Below are 21,591 nucleotides of genomic sequence, written 5' to 3' on the forward strand. Positions count from 1 at the left end.
ATGAGCAGCACCAACCCCTTCGACGACGAGCAGGGCGCCTTCCTGGTCCTGGTGAACGAGGAGAACCAGCACGCGCTCTGGCCCGCCTTCGTCGAGGTGCCCGCCGGCTGGCGGAGCGTGTTCGGCGAGGAGACCAGGCAGGCCTGCCTGGACTACGTCGAGAAGCACTGGACCGACCTGCGCCCGCGCAGCCTGGCCGAGGCGATGGACGCCCGCGTCGACTGAGCCCGGCCGACCGGTTCCATCAGGGCTGTTCCGCCCTGGCTTAAGGATCTTCCGCCCCCTGAACGGGAACTGACAGCATGTCAGAGACGGGCGCGGGGCCGGCCCGTAGCGACGCGGTGCGGTGCGCCCGGGTTCCCCCACACCCGGCCGCGCCGCCCGCGGACCGGCCCCGGAGCCCCGCAGGCACCCGATCGCCGCCCGTCCGGGCCGAGCGAGCCCCGCCGCCCGACCTCCCGATCCCTCACAAGGAGTCACCGATGACCGCCGCCACACCGCGGGCCGAGCGCACCGCCCGCCCCCGGCACTACCTGATGTGCCGCCCCACCCACTTCGAGGTCAGCTACGCGATCAACCCGTGGATGGACCCGGCGAAGCCCGTCGACACCGGGCTCGCCGTCGCGCAGTGGGAGCGGCTGCACGCCCTCTACCGGGAGTTCGGCCACCGGGTGGAGCTGATCGACCCGATCCCCGGTCTGCCGGACATGGTGTACGCCGCCAACGGCGCCACCGTGGTGGACGGCAAGGTGCTCGGCGCGCGCTTCCGCAACGCGGAGCGGGCCGCCGAGGGCCCGGCCTACCTGGAGTGGTTCCGCTCGCACGGCTACGCCGACCGGCACGACCCGCAGCACGTCAACGAGGGCGAGGGCGACTTCCTGGTCACCGCCTCGTACGTGCTCGCCGGCCGGGGCTTCCGCAGCACGCCGGCGGGCCACGAGGAGGCGCAGGAGTTCTTCGGCCGCCCGGTGATCGGCCTGCAGCTGGTCGACCCGCGCTACTACCACCTGGACACCGCGCTGGCCGTCCTGGACGGCGACGAGGTGATGTACCACCCGGACGCCTTCTCCTCGGGCAGCCGGGCGGTGCTGCGCCGCCTCTTCCCGGACGCGGTGCTCGCCGACGCCGACGACGCGGCCGTGTTCGGCCTCAACGCGGTGAGCGACGGCCGGCACGTGTTCCTGCCGGAGGCGGCCACCGGCCTCGCCGTCAAGCTGCGCGAGCGCGGCTTCGAGCCGATCGGCGTCGACCTGTCGGAGCTGCTCAAGGGCGGCGGCAGCGTCAAGTGCTGCACGTTGGAGCTGCGTCACCGCGACTGACCGGCCGTCCGCCCCGGGGCCCTCGGCGGCCCCGGGGCGGACGTGCGCCCGGGCCCGGCGCCCACGAGGCACGCCGCACCCGCGCACCCCGTACGCCCGGCCCGCGCCGCGCACCCGGCCGGGGCGGGCACGATGACGCCGACGGCCCGCCCGGCCGGTAGCGCTCAGCCGGCCCGCGGCGCGCCCGGCCGGGAGCCCTCGACCCAGCGCTTCAACAGCGCCGCCGCCGCGCCCGAGTCGACCGCCTCGGCGGCCCGGGGCAGCACCGCGGCCAGCCGCTCGGACACCGGCCGCCGCGACGGCTCCAGCGCGGCCAGGCCGGCCGCCGCGGAGAGCAGGACGGCGTCGCGCACCGGCCCGCGCGCGCCGTCCAGGACGGCCCGCACCACCTCCGCGTTGTGGGCCGCGTCGCCCCCGCGCAGCGCGTCCGGAGCCGCGGTGGGGATGCCGAGCCCGCGCGGGTCGAGCCGCTCCTCGACGACCTCCCCGCCGGTCGCCGACCAGACCGTCGAGGTGGTGGCGACGGACAGCTCGTCGAGGCCGTCGTCACCCCGGAAGACCAGCGCGTCGACGCCCTGGCGGGCGAACACGGCGGCGATCAGCGGGCCCAGCCGCGGGTCGGCGACGCCGACCGCCATCGCCGTCGGCGAGGCCGGGTTGGTCAGCGGGCCCAGCGCGTTGAACGCCGTCGGCACGCCCAACTCGCGCCGGGCGACGGCCGCGTGGCGGAAGGCGGGGTGGAAGGCCGGGGCGAAGCAGAAGCCGATGCCGACCTCGCGCACCGAGCGGGCCACCTCCTGCGCCGACAGCTCCAGGGCGATGCCGAGCCGCTCCAGGACGTCGGCCGAGCCGGAGGCCGAGGAGGCCGAGCGGTTGCCGTGCTTGACCACCCGGGCGCCGGCCGCGGCCGCCACGATCGCGGCCATGGTGGAGACGTTGACGGTCTTCGCGCCGTCCCCGCCGGTGCCGACGATGTCCAGCGTCGGCCCGGGCACGTCCACCCGCACGGTGTGCTCGCGGGCGGACCGGACCAGCCCGTCGACCTCCTCGGCGGTCTCGCCCTTGGCCCGCAGCGCCACCAGGAAGCCGGCCAGCTGCGCCGGGGCCGCCTCGCCGCGCATCACCCGGTCCATCGCCCAGCCGGTGTCGGCGGCGCTCAGGTCCGTTCCGGCGATCAGTGCCGCGAGCAGCCGCGGCCAGTCTCGCGTGTCAGAATTCCCAGTCACGGGGCACCCGTTTCCGCTCGTCGTTTCCCGGTGGCGCGGTCAGCGGCCGACGCCGGCCGCGAGGAAGTTCTCCAGCAGTTGCATCCCGCCGGTGGTGGTGATGCTCTCGGGGTGGAACTGCACCGACTCGATCGGCAGGCTGCGGTGGCGCATGCCCATGACGTAGCCGTCGTCGTCGGCGGTGGCGGTGAGTTCCAGCTCCTCGGGCAGCGGCGAGGTGACGATCAGCGAGTGGTACCTGGTCGCGGTCAGGCTGTTGCCGAGGCCCGCGAACAGGCCGCGCCCGTCGTGGGTGACGGTGCTGGTGCGGCCGTGCATCAGCCGGTCGGCGACCTCGACCCGGCCGCCGAAGGCCAGCCCGATCGCCTGGTGGCCCAGGCAGACGCCGAGCAGCGGCACCCGCCCGGCGAAGCGGTGGACCAGCTCGACGTGCCCGGAGGCCGCCGGGTGGCCGGGGCCGGGGCCGAGCACGACCGCGTCCGGCCCGGAGGCCGCCAGCTGCTCCGGGGTGCGGGTGTGCGAGCGGACCACCTCGGTGTCCGCGCCGAGCGCCCGCAGGTACTGGTCGATGATGTGGACGAAGCTGTCCCGCGCGTCCACCAGCAGAACCTTCACGCCGTCAACTCCTCACCCGTCAGGGCCCAGTAGGCGGCGCCCAGTTTCGCCAGCGTCTCGTTCCACTCGCCCTCGGGCGTGGAGTCGGCGACGATCCCCGCCGAGCTCTGCACGGAGTACACCGCCCCGTCGTGCGCGATCGTCCGGATGCACAGCGCCAGTTCGCTCCAGCCGCCGACGTCGATCAGGCCGACGGCGCCCGCGTAGGCCCCGCGCGGCTCCCGCTCGATCTCGTGGATGATCTCCATGGCGCGCAGCTTCGGCGCGCCGGTCATGGTCCCGGCCGGGAAGGTCGCGCACAGCGACCGCCAGACGTCGGCGTCCTCCTCCAGCTCGGCGCTGACCGTCGACACCAGGTGGAAGACGTGCGAGAAGGTCTCCACCACCATCAGGTCGTCGGCGGCCAGGGTGTGCGGGCGGCAGACCCGGCTGATGTCGTTGCGCGAGAGGTCGACCAGCATCACGTGCTCGGCCTGCTCCTTGGGGCTGGCGAGCAGCGCCTTGATCCGCCGCTCGTTCTCCTCCTCGTCCGCGTCGCGGCGGGTGGTGCCGGCGATCGGGCGCATCACGATCCGGCCGTCCTCGATCCGGAACAGCAGCTCGGGGCTGGCCCCGATCAGCGTGCCCCCGCCGTTCGGCAGCAGGTACATGTGCGGGGAGGGGTTGCGCGAGCGCAGCCGCCGGTAGACCTCGACCGGGGTGAGCGCGGTGCGCACGTCGATCCGGTGGCCGACCTGGATCTGGTAGATGTCGCCGACCCGGATGTGCTCCAGGCAGCGCTCGACCCAGCCGTGGAAGGTGTCGCGGTCCACGCTGTCCTGCACCGACCGCGGGCGGACGGCGGGCGGGCACGCGGCCGGCGGGTCCTGCCAGGCGGCCTCCCGGGCGGCGCCCGGGACGTCGTACCGGCCCTGCCCGTCGAAGGCCGGGCAGTCCGCGCTCAGCAGCACCGGCGGTCCGGCCGGGTCGTAGCGGACGGCGTCGCGGAAGAGCGTCAGCACGGCGTCCGGGCGGGCCGGCGGCTGTGCCCGCGGCGGCAGGTCCTCCATGTGCCAGGCGGCGTCGTAGCCGAACCGGGCGAGGAAGCCGAAGTGGAAGCGGTCGCCGGGCAGTTCCCGGTCCGGGGCGAACAGGGCCTGCGCGCGCCGCAGGAACTCCCAGGTCCTGGCCGGGTCGTCGGCCGCCAGCCGGCCGGGGGCGCCGGCGGCGGGGGCGAGGCCCGCGGCCAGGGCGGCCGCCCGCAGGCCCGCGGCGAGCTTCGCCGCGCCGTCGATCTCCAGGTGGGAGCCGTACAGCCGGATCTCGGCGAGCCGGCCGCAGCCGACGACGGCCGGTCCGCCCGGCCGCCCGGACTCGGTGAGGCTCTCCAGCAGGTAGACCTCGTCCTGACCGTGCCGCCGGCTCAGCCGGGTGTACAGCTCCAGCGGGTCGTGCGACGGCAGCGGCACGGAGCCGAGCCGGACGGCGAACGGAGGGTGCGATGGCGCGTCTGGCATCGGAATCCTCATCGTGAAAGGCCGGCTGGGTACGGCCGGTGGACGAATGGTCTCCAGTCAATCCGTTGTTCCGGGAAGGCGGTCAGACCAGTTCTCCGGTGCGGAGGCAGGCCAATTCGTCGACGCTTGACCTTCTTTCCGCGGCCGGGCTGCAATGAGCGGGCCAGCGATTTCCGTTCCCATCCGAGGGCCGTGATGAATCGAATTCCGCAGACCGGAGCACGTGCCGCCTGGCGTTCCCTCCCGGCGGCCCAGCAACCGCAGTGGCCGGACCGGGCGGCGCTGCGCGAGGTGGTCGCCGACCTGACGGCCGCCCCGCCCCTGGTCCTCGCCGAGGAGTGCGACCGGCTGACCGACCGGATGGCCGCCGTCGCCCGCGGCGAGGCCTTCGTCCTGCAGGGCGGCGACTGCGCCGAGACCTTCGCGGGCCTCACCGCCGACGCGGTCACCGCGAAGCTGCGCACCCTGCTGCAGATGGCCGTGGTGCTGACCTACGCGGGCGGCGTCCCGGTGGTGAAGGTCGGCCGACTGGCCGGGCAGTACGCCAAGCCGCGCTCCCAGCCGGACGAGACCAGGGGCGGCGTCAGCCTGCCCTCCTACCGCGGTGACGCGGTCAACGGCCCGGACTTCACCGAGTCGTCCCGCCGCCCGGACCCGGCCCGGCTGCGGCGGATGTACGAGGCGTCGGCCGTCACCCTCAACCTGGTGCGCGGCTTCGCGGCCGGCGGCAGCGCCTCCCTGTACCAGGCGCACCAGTGGAACCGGGGCTTCCTGGAGGACTCCGCCGAGGGCCGGCGCTACGAGGAGCTGGCCGACGGCGTGGACCGCGCGCTGCGCTTCCTGCAGGCCTGCGGCTGCGACCCGGCCGGGCTGCTGGAGGCCGAGTTCTTCGCCAGCCACGAGGGGCTGCTGCTGGACTACGAGCAGGCCCTCACCCGCACCGACCCGCGCACCGGGGCGGACTACGCGACCAGCGGCCACCTGCTCTGGCTCGGCGAGCGGACCAGGGGCCTGGACGACGCGCACGTCGCCTACTTCGCCGGCGTCCGCAACCCCGTCGCCGTCAAGCTCGGCCCGGCGACCACCGCGGACGAGGTGCTCGGCTACGTCGACCGCCTCGACCCCGAGCGCCGCCCCGGCCGGCTGGCCTTCGTGGCGCGGATGGGCGCCGGCCGGGTGCGCGAACTGCTGCCGCCGCTGGTCGAGAAGGTCGCCGCGGAGGGCGCGCAGGTCGCCTGGATCTGCGACCCGATGCACGGCAACACCGTGCAGACCGAGGACGGCCGCAAGACCCGCCGGTTCGACGACATCCTCGACGAGGTGGCCGGGTTCTTCGCGGTGCACCGGGAGCTGGGCACGCACGCGGGCGGCATCCACGTGGAGCTCACCGGCGACGACGTCACCGAGTGCCTCGGCGGCGGGGACGGGGTGCGCGCCGAGGACCTGCACCACCGCTACGAGACGGCCTGCGACCCGCGGCTGAACCACCGCCAGTCGCTGGACCTCGCCTTCCGGGTCGCGGAGCTGATGAAGGGCTGACCCCGGGGGCGCCGGGGGCCCCGGCGCGCGAGCGTGCCCGCCGGCGCCCGGTGCCCCCGGCGGCACGCGACGGCCGGGGCGGTGCGTGCCGACCCCGGCCATTCGGCAATTCCCCCCGCAATTCGGTCCCGCCACCCCGGTGGGCGGGTGCGGGGAACAGGCCTGCCGTCGGCGTGTTTTCAGGAGAACTGAAATTCGTTGACCCGTTGACGAGCCCGTCCTTAGAGTGCCTTGCGATCTGCGCCTGTTCCTCTGGGGGGAGTGGAAACGGTGGGGCACCGACCTGATTCCGGCATACGCCACGACGGCGGCGGGACACCCGTGCCGTCGGTCGCCTTCCGCATCCTCGGACCGCTGGAGGCGCTCGTCGACGGGCGGCCGCTGAACCTCGGCGGGATCCGCCAGCAGACGGTGCTCGCCGCCCTCCTGCTCGACGCCAACCGGGTGGTCAGCGTGGAGCGCCTGGTCCGGGCGCTGTACGAGGAGGCGCCGCCGGCCACCGCCCGCGCGCAGCTCCAGATCAGCGTCTCCGCGCTGCGCCGGCTGTTCGCCGCGCACGGCCTCTCCGACGTCATCACCACCCACCCGCAGGGCTACCTGATCGGGGTGGCCGACGACCAGCTCGACCTGCTGCGCGCCCGCGCCCTGGTCGGCCGGGCGCGGCCGCTGCGCGACCGGGGGCGGCGGGCCGAGGCCGCCGAGCTCTTCCGCGAGGCGCTGGTGCTGTGGCGCGGCGACCCGCTCGGCGGCCTGCCCAGCGAGGTGGTCCGCTCCGCCGCGACGGCGCTCACCGAGCAGTGGGCGGCCGCGACCGAGGAGCGCCTCCAGCTGGAGCTCGCGCTCGGCCGGCACGGCGAGGTCGTCGGGGAACTCCTCTCCCTGGTCGACGAGTTCCCGCTGCGGGAGCGGCTGCGCGGCCAGCTGATGCTGGCGCTGTACCGCTCGGGGCGGCAGGCGGAGGCGCTGCGGGTCTACCGCGACGCCCGGCAGTGGATGATCGACGAGCTCGGCGTCGAGCCGGACCCGCGGCTCAAGCGGCTCGAGCACGCCATCCTCGCCACCGACCCCCGGCTCGACCTCCCCGGCACCGGCCCGTCCGCCGCCCCGGCCGGTCGCCCGCCCGCCGGCCCGCCCGCCGCCACGGCACCCACCGCCCCCGCGGCCCCCGTCACCGTCCCCGAGATGCTCCCCGCCGACCTGGCGGACTTCACCGGCCGCGAGGACCTGCTCGCCGGGCTGCGCGAGCGGCTCCTGCTCGGCTCCCACGAGCAGTCCCGGCTGGCCGTCCCGGTCGTCTCCGTCGTCGGCAAGGCCGGGGTCGGCAAGACCGCCCTGGCCGTCCACGCCGCCCACCAGATCGCCGCCGAGTTCCCCGGCGGGCAGCTCTTCGCCGATCTGCACGGCGCGGCCCCCGACACCGTCGGACCGGCCCAGGTCCTGGAGCGCTTCCTGCGGGCCCTCGGCGTCAACGGCACCGCCGTCCCCGAGGGCCTGGAGGAACGGGCCGAGATGTACCGCGCGCTGCTCGCCGAACGCCGCGTGCTGATCGTCCTGGACAACGTCGCCACCGAGCACCAGATCACCCCGTTGCTGCCCGGCAAGCCCACGTCGGCGGTGATCGTCACCAGCCGGCGGCACATCGGCAGCCTCGCCGGGGCCGTCCGGGTGGACGTGCCCACCCTCGCCCCCGGGCAGTCGGCCGAACTGCTCGGGCGGATCGCCGGCCCCGGGCGGGTCGCCGCCGAGCCGGCGGCCGCCGCGGCGCTGGCCGAGCTCTGCGGCCACCTGCCGCTGGCGCTGCGCATCGCGGGTGCCCGGCTCGCCGCCCGGCCGCACTGGGAGCTCACCGAGCTGGCGGAGCGCCTGGAGGACGAGACCCGCCGGCTCGACGAGCTCAAGTACGCCGACGTCGGCATCCGGGCCGGCCTGTCGCTGACCTACGACGGCGTCAGCGAGGACGCCCGGCGGCTGCTGCGCAGGCTCGCCCTGGTCGACGAGGGGCCGTTCTCGGCCTGGGTCGGGATGGCGCTGCTCGACCTGCCCGAGCACCGGGTCCAGGACCTGATCGACGAACTCTCCGACGCCCAGCTGCTAGACGCCGTCGCCGCCGCGCCCGGGCGCCACACCCAGTACCGGCTGCACAACCTGATCCGGGTCTTCGCGCGCGAGCGCCTGGTGGCGGAGGAGGGCGCCGAGGCCCGGGAGGCCGCGCTGACCCGGGTGCTCGGCTGCTTCCTCCACCTGCTGGTCGAGGCGCGCCGGCGCGAGTACGGGCGGGACGTGCTGATCCGCGGCCGCGGCACCGCGCTGCACCCGCTGCCCGACCGCACGGTGGACCGCATCCTGGCCGAACCGCTGCTGTGGTTCTCCCGGGAGCGCCCGATGCTCGTCGCGCGGGTCAGACAGGCGGCCGTGATGGGCCTCACCGCGCACTGCTGGGAGCTCGCCGTCACCGCGGTCACCTTCCTGGAGACCCACGGCCGGCTGGACGACTGGCGGGTCACCCACGAACTCGCCCTCGCCGCGGCCCGCAAGGGCGGCGACCGGCTCGGCCAGGCCGCCACGCTGCACTCGCTCGGCTCGCTCGCCCTGACCCGGCAGAACTTCGCCGCAGCCGAGGAGCGCTTCCGGCAGGCCGCCGGGATCTTCACCGAGCTCGGCGACGACCTCGGCTCCGCGCTCACCGCCCGCGGCCTCGGCTACCTGGCCCGGGTGGACGGCCGGCCCGACGAGGCGACCCGCCACTACCAGGCGGCCCTCACCGTGCTGCGGGCCGGCGGCGACTCGGTGGCCGTCGCCTACGTCCTGCACAACCTCGCCCAGCTCAGGCTGGGGGCGGGGGACGAGACCGGGGCCGCCGAACTGCTGGACGAGGCACTGCGGTTGAGCCGGGAGGGGCGCGGGCGCCGGGTCGAGGCGCAGGTGCTCCACCGGATGGGCCAGAGCCACCTGGAACGCGGGGACCACGACCGGGCCCTGGAGGCCTTCTCACAGGCCCTCGACGTGGTCCGGCTGATCGGCGACCACACCGGTGAGATCTACGCGCTGCACGGCATCGGCGCGGCCCGGCACCGGCTCGGCGAGACGGGCGAGGCCGCGCACGCCCTGCACCGCGCCCTGGTCCTCGCGGAGGCCGCCAACGAGCGCCTGATCATGGGCCGGATCCTGGTCACCCTGGGCGAGTTGGCGCTCGGCACCGGCGAGGCCGAACGGGCCGCCGAGCACCTCAGACGGGCCCGGCTGGTGTTCCGGCTGATGCGCACACCGGCCGAGGAGGCCCGCACGCTCGACCTGCTGCGCGCGGCCCGGCTGGCCGCCGGTCAGCCCGGGCCGGCCGGGCCGGCCCCTCCGACGGAGGCCGGGCCGGACACCGCCCGGCCCGGGCGGTGGGCCCGGCCGGACCCGAGGGCCCAGCCGCCGCGGTCCGCCCGCCCCGTCCGGTCGGCCTGCCCCGCCCCGCCCGGCCCGGCGGCCCAGCCCGGGCGGCCCGGCCAGCCCGCCGGCCCCGCCCAGCCCGTTCACCCCCCTCAGCCCGTTCAGCCCGTTCAGTCGGCGACGAACGCCACCGCGTAGTGGTTCAGCGAGAGGGTGAGGTTCACCCGGTGCCCTGACCCGCCGTCGGGGATCCGGAAGGTGGCCGCCACCTCGGGGTGCGCGGTACAGAGGCCGAGTGCGGTGAAGTACCGGTCGACGTCGAAGACCAGCCGGTAGAGGCCCCGCCCGCCGTCCGTCCCGCCCCACTCGTCGATCCGGCCGCTCGCGTCGGTCCTGCGCTCGACCACCGGCACCCACTCGTCGTCCACGAGCGACTCCAGCCGCGCGTCGAGTCCGGCGGCGGAGCGCCCGTGGACGCCGTCCAGCGCTTCGACGATGACCTTCCCCATGCTCAGCCCACCCGTTCCACGCGTGACGACGGCGACGACCTGCGCGGTCCACCCGGAATGTCGGCCATGAATAACCACTCCTTACCTCAGTACACGATGCATCGGGAAAAGGGCGCGTCGAGCCTATTGTCGGGAGCCGCGCTATCGGCCCGCCATCGAATGCTTATTTGTTCGAAAAGTCTTGACGGGTGCTCATTCCCGCCCAGTAAAGTCACCGCTGCCAGCCACATTCACCCGCCGCCGCACACCGCGACCCCCGTCCGGGCGTCCGTCCGGTGGCGTTCCCGAAAGAGGCGGAAATACCCATGTCCTCGAAATCCGTCCCCACCGCACGACGGCTCCGGGTGTTCGACTCGACGCTGCGCGACGGCGAGCAGGCCCCCGGCAACGCGATGAACCCCGAGCAGAAGCTGGAGCTGGCCCTCGCCATCGAGGCCACCGGCGTCGACACCATCGAGGCCGGCTTCCCGAGTTCGTCACCGCGCGACTTCGAGGCGGCGAGACTCATCTCGGGGGCGCTCACCACCGCCAAGGTGGCCACCCTCAACCGGGCGGTCCGCTCGGACATCGAGCTGGCCGCCGAGGCCGCCGGCACCGGCCACCAGATCCAGATCATGGCCACCGGCAGCGACGTGCACCTGGAGCACAAGCGCGGCCTCACCCGCGCCGAGGGCCTCCACGAGATCGTCGACAGCATCCGGTTCGCCCGTGAGCTGGGCTTCACCGACATCACGCTCGGCCTGGAGGACGCCAGCCGGGGCAGCGACGACCTGCTGCGCCCGATGATCGAGGCCGGCATCGCCGAGGGCGCCCGCACGGTGGCGCTCGCCGACACCACCGGCTGCCTGCTCCCGGCCGAGTTCGGCGCGCAGGTCGCCCGGGTCCGCTCCTGGATACCCGACGACGTCATCCTGTCCACCCACTGCCACCAGGACCTCGGGCTCTCCCTCGCCAACGCCCTGGCCGGCGTCGCGGCGGGCGCGGACGAGGTGCAGGCCACCATCGCCGGCATCGGCGAGCGCGCGGGCAACACCCCGCTGGAGGAGCTCGCCGCCGTGCTGCTCTACAAGGGCGAGCAGCTGGGCGTCACGAGCGTGCTGCGCACCGAGAAGTTCTACCCGGCCTATCAGCTGCTGGCCCGCATCATCGGAATGTCCACCCCGCGCAACAAGGCCATTTTCGGCGAGAACGCCTTCGCCACCCAGGCCGGAATCCACCAGGCCGGCATGCTGCGCAATCCGGTGACCTACGAGTACGTCGAACCGCACAGCTTCGGCCGGGAGCGCGGAATCCTCATCGGCCGGCACTCCGGGCGCACCGTGGTCCGCAACCTGTTCGACCAGATGGGCCTCGGCGCCGAGCGCGACCTGCTCGACGAGATCTACGACACCTACATCGCCGACCGCGCCGACGGCACCTGCGTCGAGCTCGGCGAACTGCGCGAGATCATCGCCGGCCGCCTGCGCCGCACCGCCGACGCCGCCGGGATGGCGGTGGCCGGGCGATGAGCGGCACCGCGCGCAACCTGATCGAGAAGGTCTGGGAGAGCCACGTCGTCGACCGGGCCCCAGGCGAGCCCGACCTCCTCTACATCGACCTCCACCTGCTCCACGAGGCCAGCTCCCCGCAGGCCTTCGACGGCCTGCAGCTGGCCGGGCGCCGGGTCCGCCGGCCCGACCTCGCCCTCGCCCTGGAAGACCACAACGTGCCCACCAACACGCTGCTGGTCAAGGACGCGATGGGCAGCGCCCAGCTGGAGCGGCTGCGCGAGAACTGCGCCGAGCAGGGCATCGAGCTCTTCTCGCTGGGCGACGACCACCAGGGCATCGTCCACGTGGTGGCGCCCGAACTGGGCTTCGTGCGCCCCGGGATGACCGTGGTCTGCGGCGACAGCCACACCTCCACGCACGGCGCCTTCGGGGCGCTCGCCTTCGGCGTCGGCACCAGCGACGTGGAGCACGTCCTCGCCACCCAGACGCTGGCGCTCCCGCGCCCCCGGACGATGGCCGTCGAGTTCCTCGGCGAGCCGCCGGCCGACGTGACCCCGAAGGACCTGATCCTCGCCCTCATCGCGCACATCGGTGCCAACGGCGCCAACGGCTACGCGATCGAGTACCGCGGCCGGGCCGTCGAGAACCTCTCCATGGAGGGGCGGATGACGGTCTGCAACATGAGCATCGAGGCGGGTGCCCGGGCCGGTCTGATCGCCCCGGACGACACCACGCTGGACTACCTGCGCGAGCGCTGGGCGGACACCGGCGCCGACTGGGACGAGGCCGAGCTCCACTGGCGCTCGCTGCGCACCGACGAGGGCGCCGCCTTCGACCGCGTCGTCGAGCTGGACGTCACCGGGCTGCGGCCGTTCGTCACCTGGGGCACCAACCCCGGCCAGGCCGTGCCGCTGGACGGCGCGGTGCCGGCGCCGGAGACCTTCGCGACCGCCGCCGAGCAGCAGGCCGCCCGACGGGCCCTGGAGTACATGGGCCTGGAGCCGGAGGTCGCCCTGCGCGACGTGCGGATCGACACGGTCTTCCTGGGCTCCTGCACCAACGGCCGGATCGAGGACCTCCGGGCCGCCGCCGACGTGCTGCGCGGCCGCAAGGTCTCCGACGGCATCACCATGCTCGTCGTCCCCGGCTCGATGGCCGTCCGGGCCCAGGCCGAGGAGGAGGGGCTGCACAAGGTGTTCCTGGACGCCGGCGCGCAGTGGCGGCTGTCCGGCTGCTCGATGTGCATGGGCATCAACGCCGACCGCCTGCAGGGCATCCAGCGGGTCGCCTCCACCTCCAACCGGAACTACGAGGGCCGGCAGGGCACCCACGCCCGCACCCACCTGGTCTCGCCCGTCGTCGCCGCCGCCACCGCCGTCGTCGGCCGGCTGGCCGCGCCGACCGAGCTGTGAGCGCCGCCGGGCGCACCAGCCCGACCCGTCCGTCCGACCGGATCCGTCCGTCGGACCGGATCCGTCCGTCCGACCGGACCCGTCCGTCGGACCGGATCCGTCCGTCCGACCGGACCCGTCCGTCCGACCCGACCGCGCCGACCGCGCGCACCGACCAGCAGGGGGCACAGGCATGAGGGAGCCGCTCACGGCGCACACCGGACGGGCCGTCGCGCTCTCCCGGGACGACGTCGACACCGACCAGATCATCCCGGCCGAGTTCTGCAAGCGGCTCACCAAGTCCGGCTACGCCGACACCCTGTTCGGGCACTGGCGCAAGGAGCCCGGGTTCGTCCTGAACCAGCCGCAGCACCAGGACGCCAGCGTCCTGGTGGCGGGCCACAACTTCGGCACCGGCAGCTCCCGCGAGCACGCCGTGTGGGCGCTGCGCGACTGGGGCTTCCGGGCCGTCATCGCCACCAGCTTCGGCGACATCTTCCTGCGCAACGCGCTGAAGAACGGCCTGCTGGCCGTCGCCCTGCCGGTGCCCGTCGTCGCCGACCTCGCCGAACGGGCCCAGGCCGACCCGGAGTTCGGGATCACCGTCGACCTCGAGGCGCTCACCGTCACCGCCGCCGGCGGGACCTGGGAGTTCGAGGCGGACCACCGCGCCCGCTGGCTGCTGCTCAACGGCCTCGACGACATCGACGTGACCCTCCGCAAGGCCGACGCGATCGCCGCCTTCGAACAGCGCCGCCCCGCCTGGATGACCAGCATCACCCGCGGAGCCCTCTCCTCCCCGGAGGCGGCGCGCAAGCGCCGGGCCTCCTGACCACCGGCGCCCGCGGCGCCCCCGCCCGAGACACCGGGCCGTGCGGCGGTGACCCCGCCCGGCCCCCGGCCGGCCCGGCCGGCCCCACCCCAGAAACGGTGAGACCCATGACCAAGACAGTGACCGTCATCCCCGGTGACGGCATCGGACCCGAGGTGACCCAGGAGGCCCTGGAGACCATCGACGCGCTGGGCCTGGACCTCGCGTTCGACGTCCTCGACCACGTCAACGCCGACACCTACCTGCGGACCGGGGTCTCCCTGTCCGACGAGGACTTCGAACGGATCAGGGCCAGCGACTCGGTGCTCTTCGGCGCCATCGGCGACCCCCGGGTGAAGACCTCGGACTACGGCCGCGGCGTCCTGCTGCGCCTGCGCTTCGACCTCGACCTCTACGTCAACCACCGCCCCGCCACCCTGCTGCACGAGCGGCTGAGCCCGCTGCGCGACGACCGGACCCGCGGCATCGACGCCGTGATCGTCCGGGAGAACACCGAGGGCCTCTACACCGACATCGGCGGCGTGCTGCGCGGCGGCACCGAGCACGAGATGGCGATCGACGCGGACGTCAGCACCCACATGGGCGTCTCGCGGGTGATGGAGTACGCCTACTCGATCGCCGAGCGCGGCGTCTGCATGGTGGACAAGTCCAACGCCGTGCGGCACGGCGGGCAGGTCTGGCAGCGGGCCTTCCGGGCGGCCGCCGACCGCAACCCCGGCATCCGCTCCACCCACCTCTACGTCGACGCCGCGGCGATGAAGCTGATCTCCGACCCGTCGCAGTTCGACGTCATCGTCACCAACAACTCCTACGGCGACATCCTCAGCGACCTGGCCGCCATGCTGGCCGGCGGTCTGGGCAACGCCGCCTCCGCCAACATCAACCCGGCGACCGGGTTCGGCCTGTACGAGCCGGTGCACGGCAGCGCGCCCGACATCGCCGGCCGGGGCATCGGCAACCCCTTCGGCGCGATCCTCAGCTCCGCGCTGATGCTGGAGCGCCTGGGCTGGGCGGCCGAGGCGAAGGCGGTCCAGCTGGCCGTCGGCACCGCCGTCGGCGAGGGCGCGTGCACCCCGGACCTCGGCGGCACCCTCGGCACCAAGGAGGCCGGCGCCGCGGTCCGGGCCGCCCTCGGGGCCTGACGCACCCCCACCGGCCCCCTGCCGCCGCCGTGGTCGCCCCACCGACCACGGCGGCCGCCGCGGTCGGTGCGCCGCCTCGACGGGCTCGTCCTAGCCCCAGGGGTTGTGCTCGCCCGACCGGTGGTCGGCGCGGACTCCGGCGGCCCGGAAGGCGGCGGTGCGGAAGGCGGCGGTACGGATCCCGGCGGTACGGATCCCGGCGGTGCGGAACGCGGTGTGCTCGGTCATCTCGAACTGACTCCAAGTCCTGACGGCGGCCGGTCGGCAGCGGGGTAGGGACGGCTGCAGCCTGGCAGCCCCGGCCATCGGCCCGCTATCGACGCCGGCCGGCGCGCCCGCCCGGGCCCCCGCCGACCCCCACGGGGCGGATCGGGTGACGCGGGTTTGGCCACGGGGCCGCCACGGAACGACTTCCCACCGCACCGGCCGCAGCACCAGGCTGCCGCCCGGACCCGAGGGGTGGCAGGCATGGCCTCCGCAGGTTCCCAGGGAGGTCCCCCGCAGGCGCGGGCCCTCGTGCTCGCCCGCCGCCCCAAGCTCTGGATCGTCCCCGCCGTCCTGTGCGGGCTGGTGGCCGTGGTGCTCTCGCTGCTCTACATGGGCGGCATCGTCAACCCGGTCGGGCAGCTGCACCGGCTGCCGATCGCCCTGGTGAACGCCGACCGCAACGCGCCCCCGCCGGGCCGGGAGACGAACCTCGGCACCGAGCTGACCCGGGCCGTCGTCGCGAACACTCCGGCCGGCACCGTCGACTGGCGCCAGGTCGACCCGGACGAGGCGAACGAGCAGCTGGCCACCGGCAAGGTCTACGGCGCGCTGGTCGTCCCGGCGGACTTCACCCCCGCCGTCGAGGCCCTGGCGGCCGGGCGGGCGACGGAGCAGCCCACCCTGACGGTGCTGACCAACCCCGGGCTCGGCAGCCTCGGCTCCTCGCTGGCCTCCCAGACCACCCAGGCCGCGGCCCACCAGGCCTCGCTGGCGGTCGGCAAGCAGCTGACCGCCGCCCTGCCGCCCGCCGGGGACCAGGGCACGGGCGGGCCCGACACCAGCCCCACCGCGCGGCTGCTGCTCGCCGACCCGCTCGCCGTCACCACCCGGGTCGGCCACCCGATCGGCACCCACAGCGGGCTCGGCCTGACCGCCTTCTACTACACGCTGCTGGCCGTGCTGATGGGCTTCATCGGTGGCAACATCATCCACAACGGCGTCGACACGGCGCTCGGCTACAGCGACAGCGAGCTCGGCCCCTGGCACACCCGGCGGCCGACCGTCCCGATCAGCCGCACCCAGACGCTGCTGCTGAAGATGGTCATGACGGCCGGGATCACCCTGCTCACCACCACCCTGGTGATGCTCTGCTCGATCACCCTGCTCGGCATGGACGCCCCGCACCAGGGACTGCTCTGGGTGTTCGCCTACTGCGCCAGCCTGGCCGTCGGCCTCGGCGTCCAGGCGATCAACGCGGCCTTCGGCGGCATCGGCCAGCTGGTGTCGATGTTCGTCTTCATCGCGTTCGCACTGCCGTCCTCCGGGGCGACCATCCCGCTCCAGGCGGTGCCCGGGTTCTACCGCTTCCTGGCGACCTTCGAGCCGATGCGCCAGCTCAGCGACGGCATCCGGGCCATCCTCTTCTTCGACGCCCGGGCGGACGCGGGCCTCACCCGGGCCTGGATCATGATCGTGATCGGCACCGTGCTCGCGCTGGCCTTCGGCTTCGGGATGACCCGCTACTACGACCGCAAGGGCCTGCACCGCTGGACCCCGCAGGCCGGGTGAACCGGCCGCGGGCGCCCAGCCCCCGGCCTCAGCGGCCGATCGACAGCACCACCGCGCTGGTCCCGCCCCCGGGCGTCTGGTAGTCCACGGTGTCCCCGGCGCGGTGCCCGAGCAGCGCCCGGCCGAGCGGACTGTCGGCCGTCACCAGGTTCTGCTCCAGGTGCTCGGCGAGCTCCCCGACCGCCACGGTCTCCCGGCTGCCGTCCGCGAACCGGAGGGTCACGGTGGAGCCCACCCCCACCACGTCGGTGGCCGGCGGGCCCGCCACCTCCGCCTCGTGGAGCCGCAGCTCCAGCTCGGCGATCCGCCGGTCCAGCCGCAGCACGTCGGAGGCCCGCTGCAGCTCGTCCGCCGCGTCGGCCCGGTCGCCGACCGGGTCCTCCGCGCGCAGCGTCGCGGCGGCCCTGGCCCGCTCGGCGCGCAGCTGCGCCAGGTCCTCCTGCACCGCCCGCAGGCCCTCGGGACTGATGGGCTCGGGACCGCCTGTCATACCTGCTCCCGGGATCGCTGGTCGTCCGCTCACCGCACGGCGCTCTCCATTACCGCACCGCCCCGGACCCCCGGCAACTCCTTCCGGAGGACCTCCCCCTCGGCCCGGCACCCGCCCCGGGGCGCGGTCGGCACGGCGCCGGGACGGCTGCCGGACGGGGGACCCCCTCCCTGCGGACGACCGGGTGGGGCCGGGTGTCACCGGGCGAGCGACGCCGGGTGTCGGCGCGCGAGCGACGCCGTCGGGACGACCGGTTCGAGGAAGACACTGGGCGTGCCGTGCCAGGACACGTGCAGGGCCTCCCTCGCCCGCGTGCACGCCACGAAGAGCAGGCTCAGCTCCCCGTTGAGGTCCTCCTGGTGCTGTTGCGGGTCGGTGTCCACCGGGGTGATCGCGCTCCGCATGGGCACCAGGCCGTCGCTCACGCCGGCCACGGCGACGTAGCGGAACTCCAGCCCCTTCATCCGGTGCATGGTGCCGACCCGGACACCGGGCGCCGGCGCGTTGCCGAGCAGCCAGGCCGGTGTCCCGGCCCGCTCCAGGGCCTGGGTGATGTCACGGCCGAGCCGGGCGGTCCGGGCGGCGACGCCGATGTCCTCGGGACTCACCCCCGAGGCGGTCCACTCCCCGACGCGGGCGACGAGGGCCCGGATCTCCTCGGCCTCGTCGACGTGGCCGTGCGTCTCGGGGCGGGCCCCGTGGAGGGTCGAGTGGTAGCCGGCGAGGGACTCCTCCCCGCCGTCCATGTCGTCCGGGCGCTCACCGGTGAGCAGGGACGCGGACCAGCTGAGGATCTCGTGCGTCGTCCGGTAGTTGATCCGCAGCCGGGAGGACCGCCCGACCACCTGGATCCCGAGCGAGCGCAGCGAGACCTTGTTCCCGTAGATCCGCTGGTGCGGGTCACCGGCGAGGAACAGGTCGTCCGGCCCGGGCGCGACGACCGCGCGCAGGAACCTCCACTGCGCGGGGTGAAGGTCCTGCGCCTCGTCGATCACCACGTGCCGGAACGGGCGCTCGTCCTGCTCGTCGAGCACCCGCGCGGCCTGCGCGCAGACCTGCAGGAAGGTCCACTCCCCGGCCTGCCGCAGCTCCTCCTCGAACGCGGCCACCGCCCGCCACAGCTGGGCCTTCCTCAGCGGGCCGAGGGCCGTCCCCCGGCCGGACCGGGACGCCTTCAGGTACTGCTCCGGGCTCTCGATCGCCTGGGCCAGGACGACCTGCCGCCACTCCTGGTCCAGGAAGACGTCGGTGAAGTCGACCCCGAGCCGGTCGGCGATCCGGCCCCAACGGGCGAGGACGGCGCGCTGGTTGAAGACGATCTTCAGCGGAGCGCCGCCGCGCGAACGGCGGAGGACCTCGTTCGCCAGCGCGTCGACGGTGACCACCCGGACCTTCGCCCTGGCCCGCTCGTCCGTGACGAGCAGCGTGAGGCACCGTTCCAGCTCCGCGGCGAGGTCCTTGGTGAAGGTGGTCAGCAGAATCGATCCGTCGGGTGCGTCCGCCGGCAACCGGCGCGCCAGGTGGTAGGCGCGGTGCAGGGCCACCACGGTCTTGCCGGTCCCGGGCCCGCCGGTGACGCGGGCGGGCCCGTTGTAGGAGTCCCGGTAGGCGATCCGGTACTGGGCCGGGTGGAGGAAGATCCGCCACGCGTCGAACGGGCGCTCCAGGATCTCCAGCAGCTCCTCGGGGCAGGACACCAGGGCGACCCGGCCGCGTGCGTGGGCCATCGCCGAGACCAGCCCGTCCTCGGGCTGCGCCGCGCTCACCGGGGCCGCCGTCCGGGCGTAGGCCTGGACGATCTCGCGGTCGACCTCCTCCGGCTCCATCCCGCTCGCGAGGCCGATCAGCACGTCGAACTGCTGCTCCGGCAGGACCCGGTGGAGCGCCTCCAGGTGGGCCTCGTCGGGGAGCAGCCGGATGATCGGCAGGATCTCCTCGTCGACGCCCAGGCTGCGCAGGACCTTGTCGGAGCGGTCGGCGAAGAGCCGCCGGGGCTCGTCGGTGGCAGCGGCCTTCAGGGACTCGGTGGCACGCTCCAGCGCGACGTCGTTGCGTATCTCGATGCCCTGGGTGGCGGTGTTGACCGAGCCCCGGTGCTTGCACGCCCAGTCGTTGGCCTTGTCGTGGGGGAGGACCTTCAGCAGGAGGTAGCCGTCACCCTCGTCCTCCTTGAGGACCACCCCGCGCCAGAAGGCGGTGATCCGGATGGTCCGGATCCGGGGATCCCGCTGGTGGGCGAGCTTCTCCAGGTGCAGGCCGGCGTGCGTGGCCCCGGTGAACTTCTCGAAGGCCTCGAACACCCGCCGCTGCACCGGCTTCTCCAGCGCCGTGAACTCCAGCAGGAAGTCCCGGTGCATCCCCAGCGTCGCCACGCGTCCCCCTCGTTGCGCGACTCGGTCGGTCGGGCGGTGTGCCCACTGTACTGGCCTGGACGATCACTCGGGCCGCGTACGGACGACCGCCGCACACACCCCGCGCCCGGCCCGCACCAGGGCGTGATTGACGCCCGTCGCACGGGCTGCGGCGGGGCGACCCGCGGCGGTCGAGTCCGCGGGGCGGCTTCGAGGCCGGGCCGATGCGGTGGCCCGCTGCCCGGGGGGCGGGCGGGGCCGTTTCGAGGGGGCGGAGGGTGGCGGTGATCACGCCGGGGGGTGGGGGGTGAGGGGTGCCAGGGGTGGTGCGGGGGGCGGCGGTTGGGGCGAAGGTGCTGGTCCGGGGCGTGCCGGGGGCGGTGGTGCGGGGCGGGCGGGGCGGGCACCGGGGTGGGACCGCCCGAAGGGCCGGGGGCGGGCGAAGCTACCATGTGGGCAACACCCTCAGCTCGAAAGATGGACTTGTGACTGTCAACGACGACGTGTTCACGGACTGGAAGAACCGCGAGGAGATCGCGGAGTCGATGATCCCGATCATCGGGCGGCTGCACCGGGAGCGGGATGTCACCGTCCTGCTGCACAGCCGTTCCCTGGTGAACAAGTCGGTGGTCAGCATCCTGAAGACGCACCGCTTCGCCCGCCAGATAGCCGGCGAGGAGCTCTCGGTCACCGAGACGATGCCCTTCCTGAGCGCGCTGACCACCCTGGACCTCGGCCCGTCCCAGATCGACATCGGCATGCTCGCCGCGACCTACAAGGCCGACGACCACGGCCTGTCGGTCGAGGAGTTCACCGCCCGTGCCGTCTCCGGTGCCACCGGCGAGAACAAGCTGGAGCGCCGTGACGCCCGCGACGTCGTGCTGTACGGCTTCGGCCGGATCGGCCGCCTGGTCGCCCGCCTGCTGATCGAGAAGGCCTCCGGCAACGGTCTGCGCCTGAAGGCGATCGTGGTCCGCAACAGCGGCGGCGACGACATCGTCAAGCGCGCCTCGCTGCTGCGCCGCGACTCGATCCACGGCCCCTTCCAGGGCACGATCACCGTCGACGAGGCGAACAACAAGATCATCGCCAACGGCAACGAGATCACCGTGATCTACTCCGACGACCCGACCAAGGTCGACTACACGGAGTACGGGATCAAGGACGCCATCCTGATCGACAACACCGGTCGCTGGCGTGACCGCGAGGGGCTGTCCAAGCACCTGCGCCCCGGCATCGCCAAGGTCGTGCTGACCGCCCCGGGCAAGGGCGACGTCCCGAACATCGTCCACGGCGTCAACCACGACACCATCAAGCCGGACGAGCAGATCCTCTCCTGCGCCTCCTGCACCACCAACGCGATCGTCCCGCCGCTGAAGGCGATGGAGGACGAGTACGGCGTGCTGCGCGGCCACGTGGAGACCGTCCACTCGTTCACCAACGACCAGAACCTGCTGGACAACTACCACAAGGCCGACCGCCGCGGCCGCTCGGCGCCGCTGAACATGGTGATCACCGAGACCGGTGCCGCCTCGGCCGTCGCCAAGGCCCTGCCGGACCTCAAGGCGAAGATCACCGGCAGCTCGATCCGCGTCCCCGTGCCGGACGTCTCGATCGCCATCCTGAACCTGCAGCTGGCCCGCGAGGCCAACCGCGAGGAGGTCCTGGACTACCTGCGGGGCGTCTCGCTGACCTCGCCGCTGAAGCGCCAGATCGACTTCATCGACTCCCCGGACGCCGTCTCCAGCGACTTCATCGGCTCGCGGCACGCCTCGATCGTCGACGCGGGCGCCACCAAGGTCGAGGGCGACAACGCCATCCTCTACCTGTGGTACGACAACGAGTTCGGCTACTCCTGCCAGGTCATCCGGGTCGTCCAGTACGTCTCGGGCGTCGAGTACCCGACGTACCCGGCCCCGGCGCTCTGATCCCGGGCCTGCCGGACGCCCGGACCATCCAGGGCTGACTCCCCGCGAAGGCGGCGGGGCGACGACCACCACGGTCGCCGCCCCGCCGCCTTCCGGCGTTCCCGGGGCCTCG

17 protein-coding genes are annotated in these 21,591 nt (G+C 74.1%); 10 read left to right on the forward strand and 7 right to left on the reverse strand.

Annotated elements, in window-relative coordinates; genetic code table 11:
- A complete protein-coding gene (locus ACIA8Q_RS21785) occupies positions 1–225 on the forward strand; it encodes an MbtH family protein (protein ID WP_387896697.1) in 225 nt (74 codons plus the stop codon).
- Between the two features lie 257 nt (positions 226–482).
- Complete coding sequence (ddaH, locus tag ACIA8Q_RS21790) at positions 483–1,319, forward strand: dimethylargininase (protein WP_360214110.1); 837 nt, start codon at positions 483–485, stop codon at positions 1,317–1,319.
- A 164-nt stretch (positions 1,320–1,483) separates the two neighbouring features.
- Here the strand turns inward: ddaH and trpD are convergent, their stop codons facing one another.
- Genes trpD through ACIA8Q_RS21805 form a run of 3 tightly spaced genes read right to left on the reverse strand, consistent with a single transcriptional unit; the run spans position 1,484 to position 4,656 of the window.
- Positions 1,484–2,545, reverse strand: coding sequence for an anthranilate phosphoribosyltransferase (gene trpD / locus ACIA8Q_RS21795; protein ID WP_363362805.1), 1,062 nt, complete (start codon positions 2,543–2,545; stop codon positions 1,484–1,486).
- A gap of 39 nt (positions 2,546–2,584) precedes the next feature.
- Complete coding sequence (locus ACIA8Q_RS21800; protein WP_396317567.1) at positions 2,585–3,160, reverse strand: anthranilate synthase component II; 576 nt, start codon at positions 3,158–3,160, stop codon at positions 2,585–2,587.
- The gene (locus ACIA8Q_RS21805) at positions 3,157–4,656 is read right to left on the reverse strand and encodes an anthranilate synthase component I family protein (protein ID WP_396317568.1); all 1,500 of its coding nucleotides are present in this window, start codon (positions 4,654–4,656) and stop codon (positions 3,157–3,159) included. The genes ACIA8Q_RS21800 and ACIA8Q_RS21805 overlap by 4 nt, the downstream gene beginning before the upstream one ends.
- Before the next feature lie 195 nt (positions 4,657–4,851).
- Between ACIA8Q_RS21805 and ACIA8Q_RS21810 the strand changes: the two genes are divergently transcribed.
- Both ACIA8Q_RS21810 and ACIA8Q_RS21815 read left to right on the forward strand, forming a co-directional pair.
- Positions 4,852–6,195, forward strand: a complete 1,344-nt coding sequence (locus ACIA8Q_RS21810; RefSeq protein WP_360223153.1) for a class II 3-deoxy-7-phosphoheptulonate synthase — start codon at positions 4,852–4,854, stop codon at positions 6,193–6,195.
- 321 nt (positions 6,196–6,516) lie between these two features.
- Positions 6,517–9,768, forward strand: a complete 3,252-nt coding sequence (locus ACIA8Q_RS21815) for a BTAD domain-containing putative transcriptional regulator (protein ID WP_396317569.1) — start codon at positions 6,517–6,519, stop codon at positions 9,766–9,768.
- On the opposite strand, the gene ACIA8Q_RS21820 is transcribed toward ACIA8Q_RS21815, so the two are convergent.
- A complete protein-coding gene (locus ACIA8Q_RS21820) occupies positions 9,741–10,079 on the reverse strand; it encodes a hydroxyisourate hydrolase (protein ID WP_360223449.1) in 339 nt (112 codons plus the stop codon). The two genes, ACIA8Q_RS21815 and ACIA8Q_RS21820, sit on opposite strands and share 28 nt — an antisense overlap.
- A gap of 305 nt (positions 10,080–10,384) precedes the next feature.
- Here ACIA8Q_RS21820 and ACIA8Q_RS21825 point away from each other — a divergent pair, with 305 nt between their 5' ends.
- The 4 genes from ACIA8Q_RS21825 (at position 10,385) to ACIA8Q_RS21840 (ending at position 14,934) form a co-directional block, all read left to right on the forward strand.
- Positions 10,385–11,587, forward strand: coding sequence for a pyruvate carboxyltransferase (locus tag ACIA8Q_RS21825; RefSeq protein ID WP_360223447.1), 1,203 nt, complete (start codon positions 10,385–10,387; stop codon positions 11,585–11,587).
- On the forward strand, positions 11,584–12,981 hold the full coding sequence (gene leuC / locus ACIA8Q_RS21830) for a 3-isopropylmalate dehydratase large subunit (RefSeq protein WP_396317570.1): 1,398 nt from the start codon (positions 11,584–11,586) through the stop codon (positions 12,979–12,981). The genes ACIA8Q_RS21825 and leuC overlap by 4 nt, the downstream gene beginning before the upstream one ends.
- A gap of 172 nt (positions 12,982–13,153) precedes the next feature.
- On the forward strand, positions 13,154–13,792 hold the full coding sequence (gene leuD / locus ACIA8Q_RS21835) for a 3-isopropylmalate dehydratase small subunit (RefSeq protein ID WP_396317571.1): 639 nt from the start codon (positions 13,154–13,156) through the stop codon (positions 13,790–13,792).
- Positions 13,793–13,899: 107 nt separating this feature from the next.
- Positions 13,900–14,934 (forward strand): isocitrate/isopropylmalate dehydrogenase family protein, encoded by a 1,035-nt coding sequence (locus ACIA8Q_RS21840; RefSeq protein ID WP_396317572.1) that lies wholly within the window; start codon positions 13,900–13,902, stop codon positions 14,932–14,934.
- Between the two features lie 90 nt (positions 14,935–15,024).
- Here ACIA8Q_RS21840 and ACIA8Q_RS21845 read toward each other — a convergent pair whose 3' ends face one another.
- A complete protein-coding gene (locus ACIA8Q_RS21845; RefSeq protein WP_396317573.1) occupies positions 15,025–15,162 on the reverse strand; it encodes a hypothetical protein in 138 nt (45 codons plus the stop codon).
- A gap of 240 nt (positions 15,163–15,402) precedes the next feature.
- Here ACIA8Q_RS21845 and ACIA8Q_RS21850 point away from each other — a divergent pair, with 240 nt between their 5' ends.
- On the forward strand, positions 15,403–16,710 hold the full coding sequence (locus ACIA8Q_RS21850; RefSeq protein ID WP_360222061.1) for a DUF3533 domain-containing protein: 1,308 nt from the start codon (positions 15,403–15,405) through the stop codon (positions 16,708–16,710).
- Between the two features lie 28 nt (positions 16,711–16,738).
- Here ACIA8Q_RS21850 and ACIA8Q_RS21855 read toward each other — a convergent pair whose 3' ends face one another.
- Entirely contained in the window at positions 16,739–17,200 is a 462-nt protein-coding gene (locus ACIA8Q_RS21855; protein WP_360222058.1) for a GreA/GreB family elongation factor, read from the reverse strand.
- A 197-nt stretch (positions 17,201–17,397) separates the two neighbouring features.
- Positions 17,398–19,572, reverse strand: a complete 2,175-nt coding sequence (locus tag ACIA8Q_RS21860) for a UvrD-helicase domain-containing protein (RefSeq protein WP_396317574.1) — start codon at positions 19,570–19,572, stop codon at positions 17,398–17,400.
- A gap of 464 nt (positions 19,573–20,036) precedes the next feature.
- On the opposite strand from ACIA8Q_RS21860, the gene ACIA8Q_RS21865 reads away from it, so the two are divergent.
- The gene (locus tag ACIA8Q_RS21865; RefSeq protein WP_360222055.1) at positions 20,037–21,479 is read left to right on the forward strand and encodes a glyceraldehyde-3-phosphate dehydrogenase; all 1,443 of its coding nucleotides are present in this window, start codon (positions 20,037–20,039) and stop codon (positions 21,477–21,479) included.
- Positions 21,480–21,591: the final 112 nt, after the last annotated feature.

Origin of the sequence: Kitasatospora sp. NPDC051705 (genome assembly GCF_044453265.1) — a bacterium.
Taxonomy (GTDB): Bacteria; Actinomycetota; Actinomycetes; order Streptomycetales; family Streptomycetaceae; genus Kitasatospora.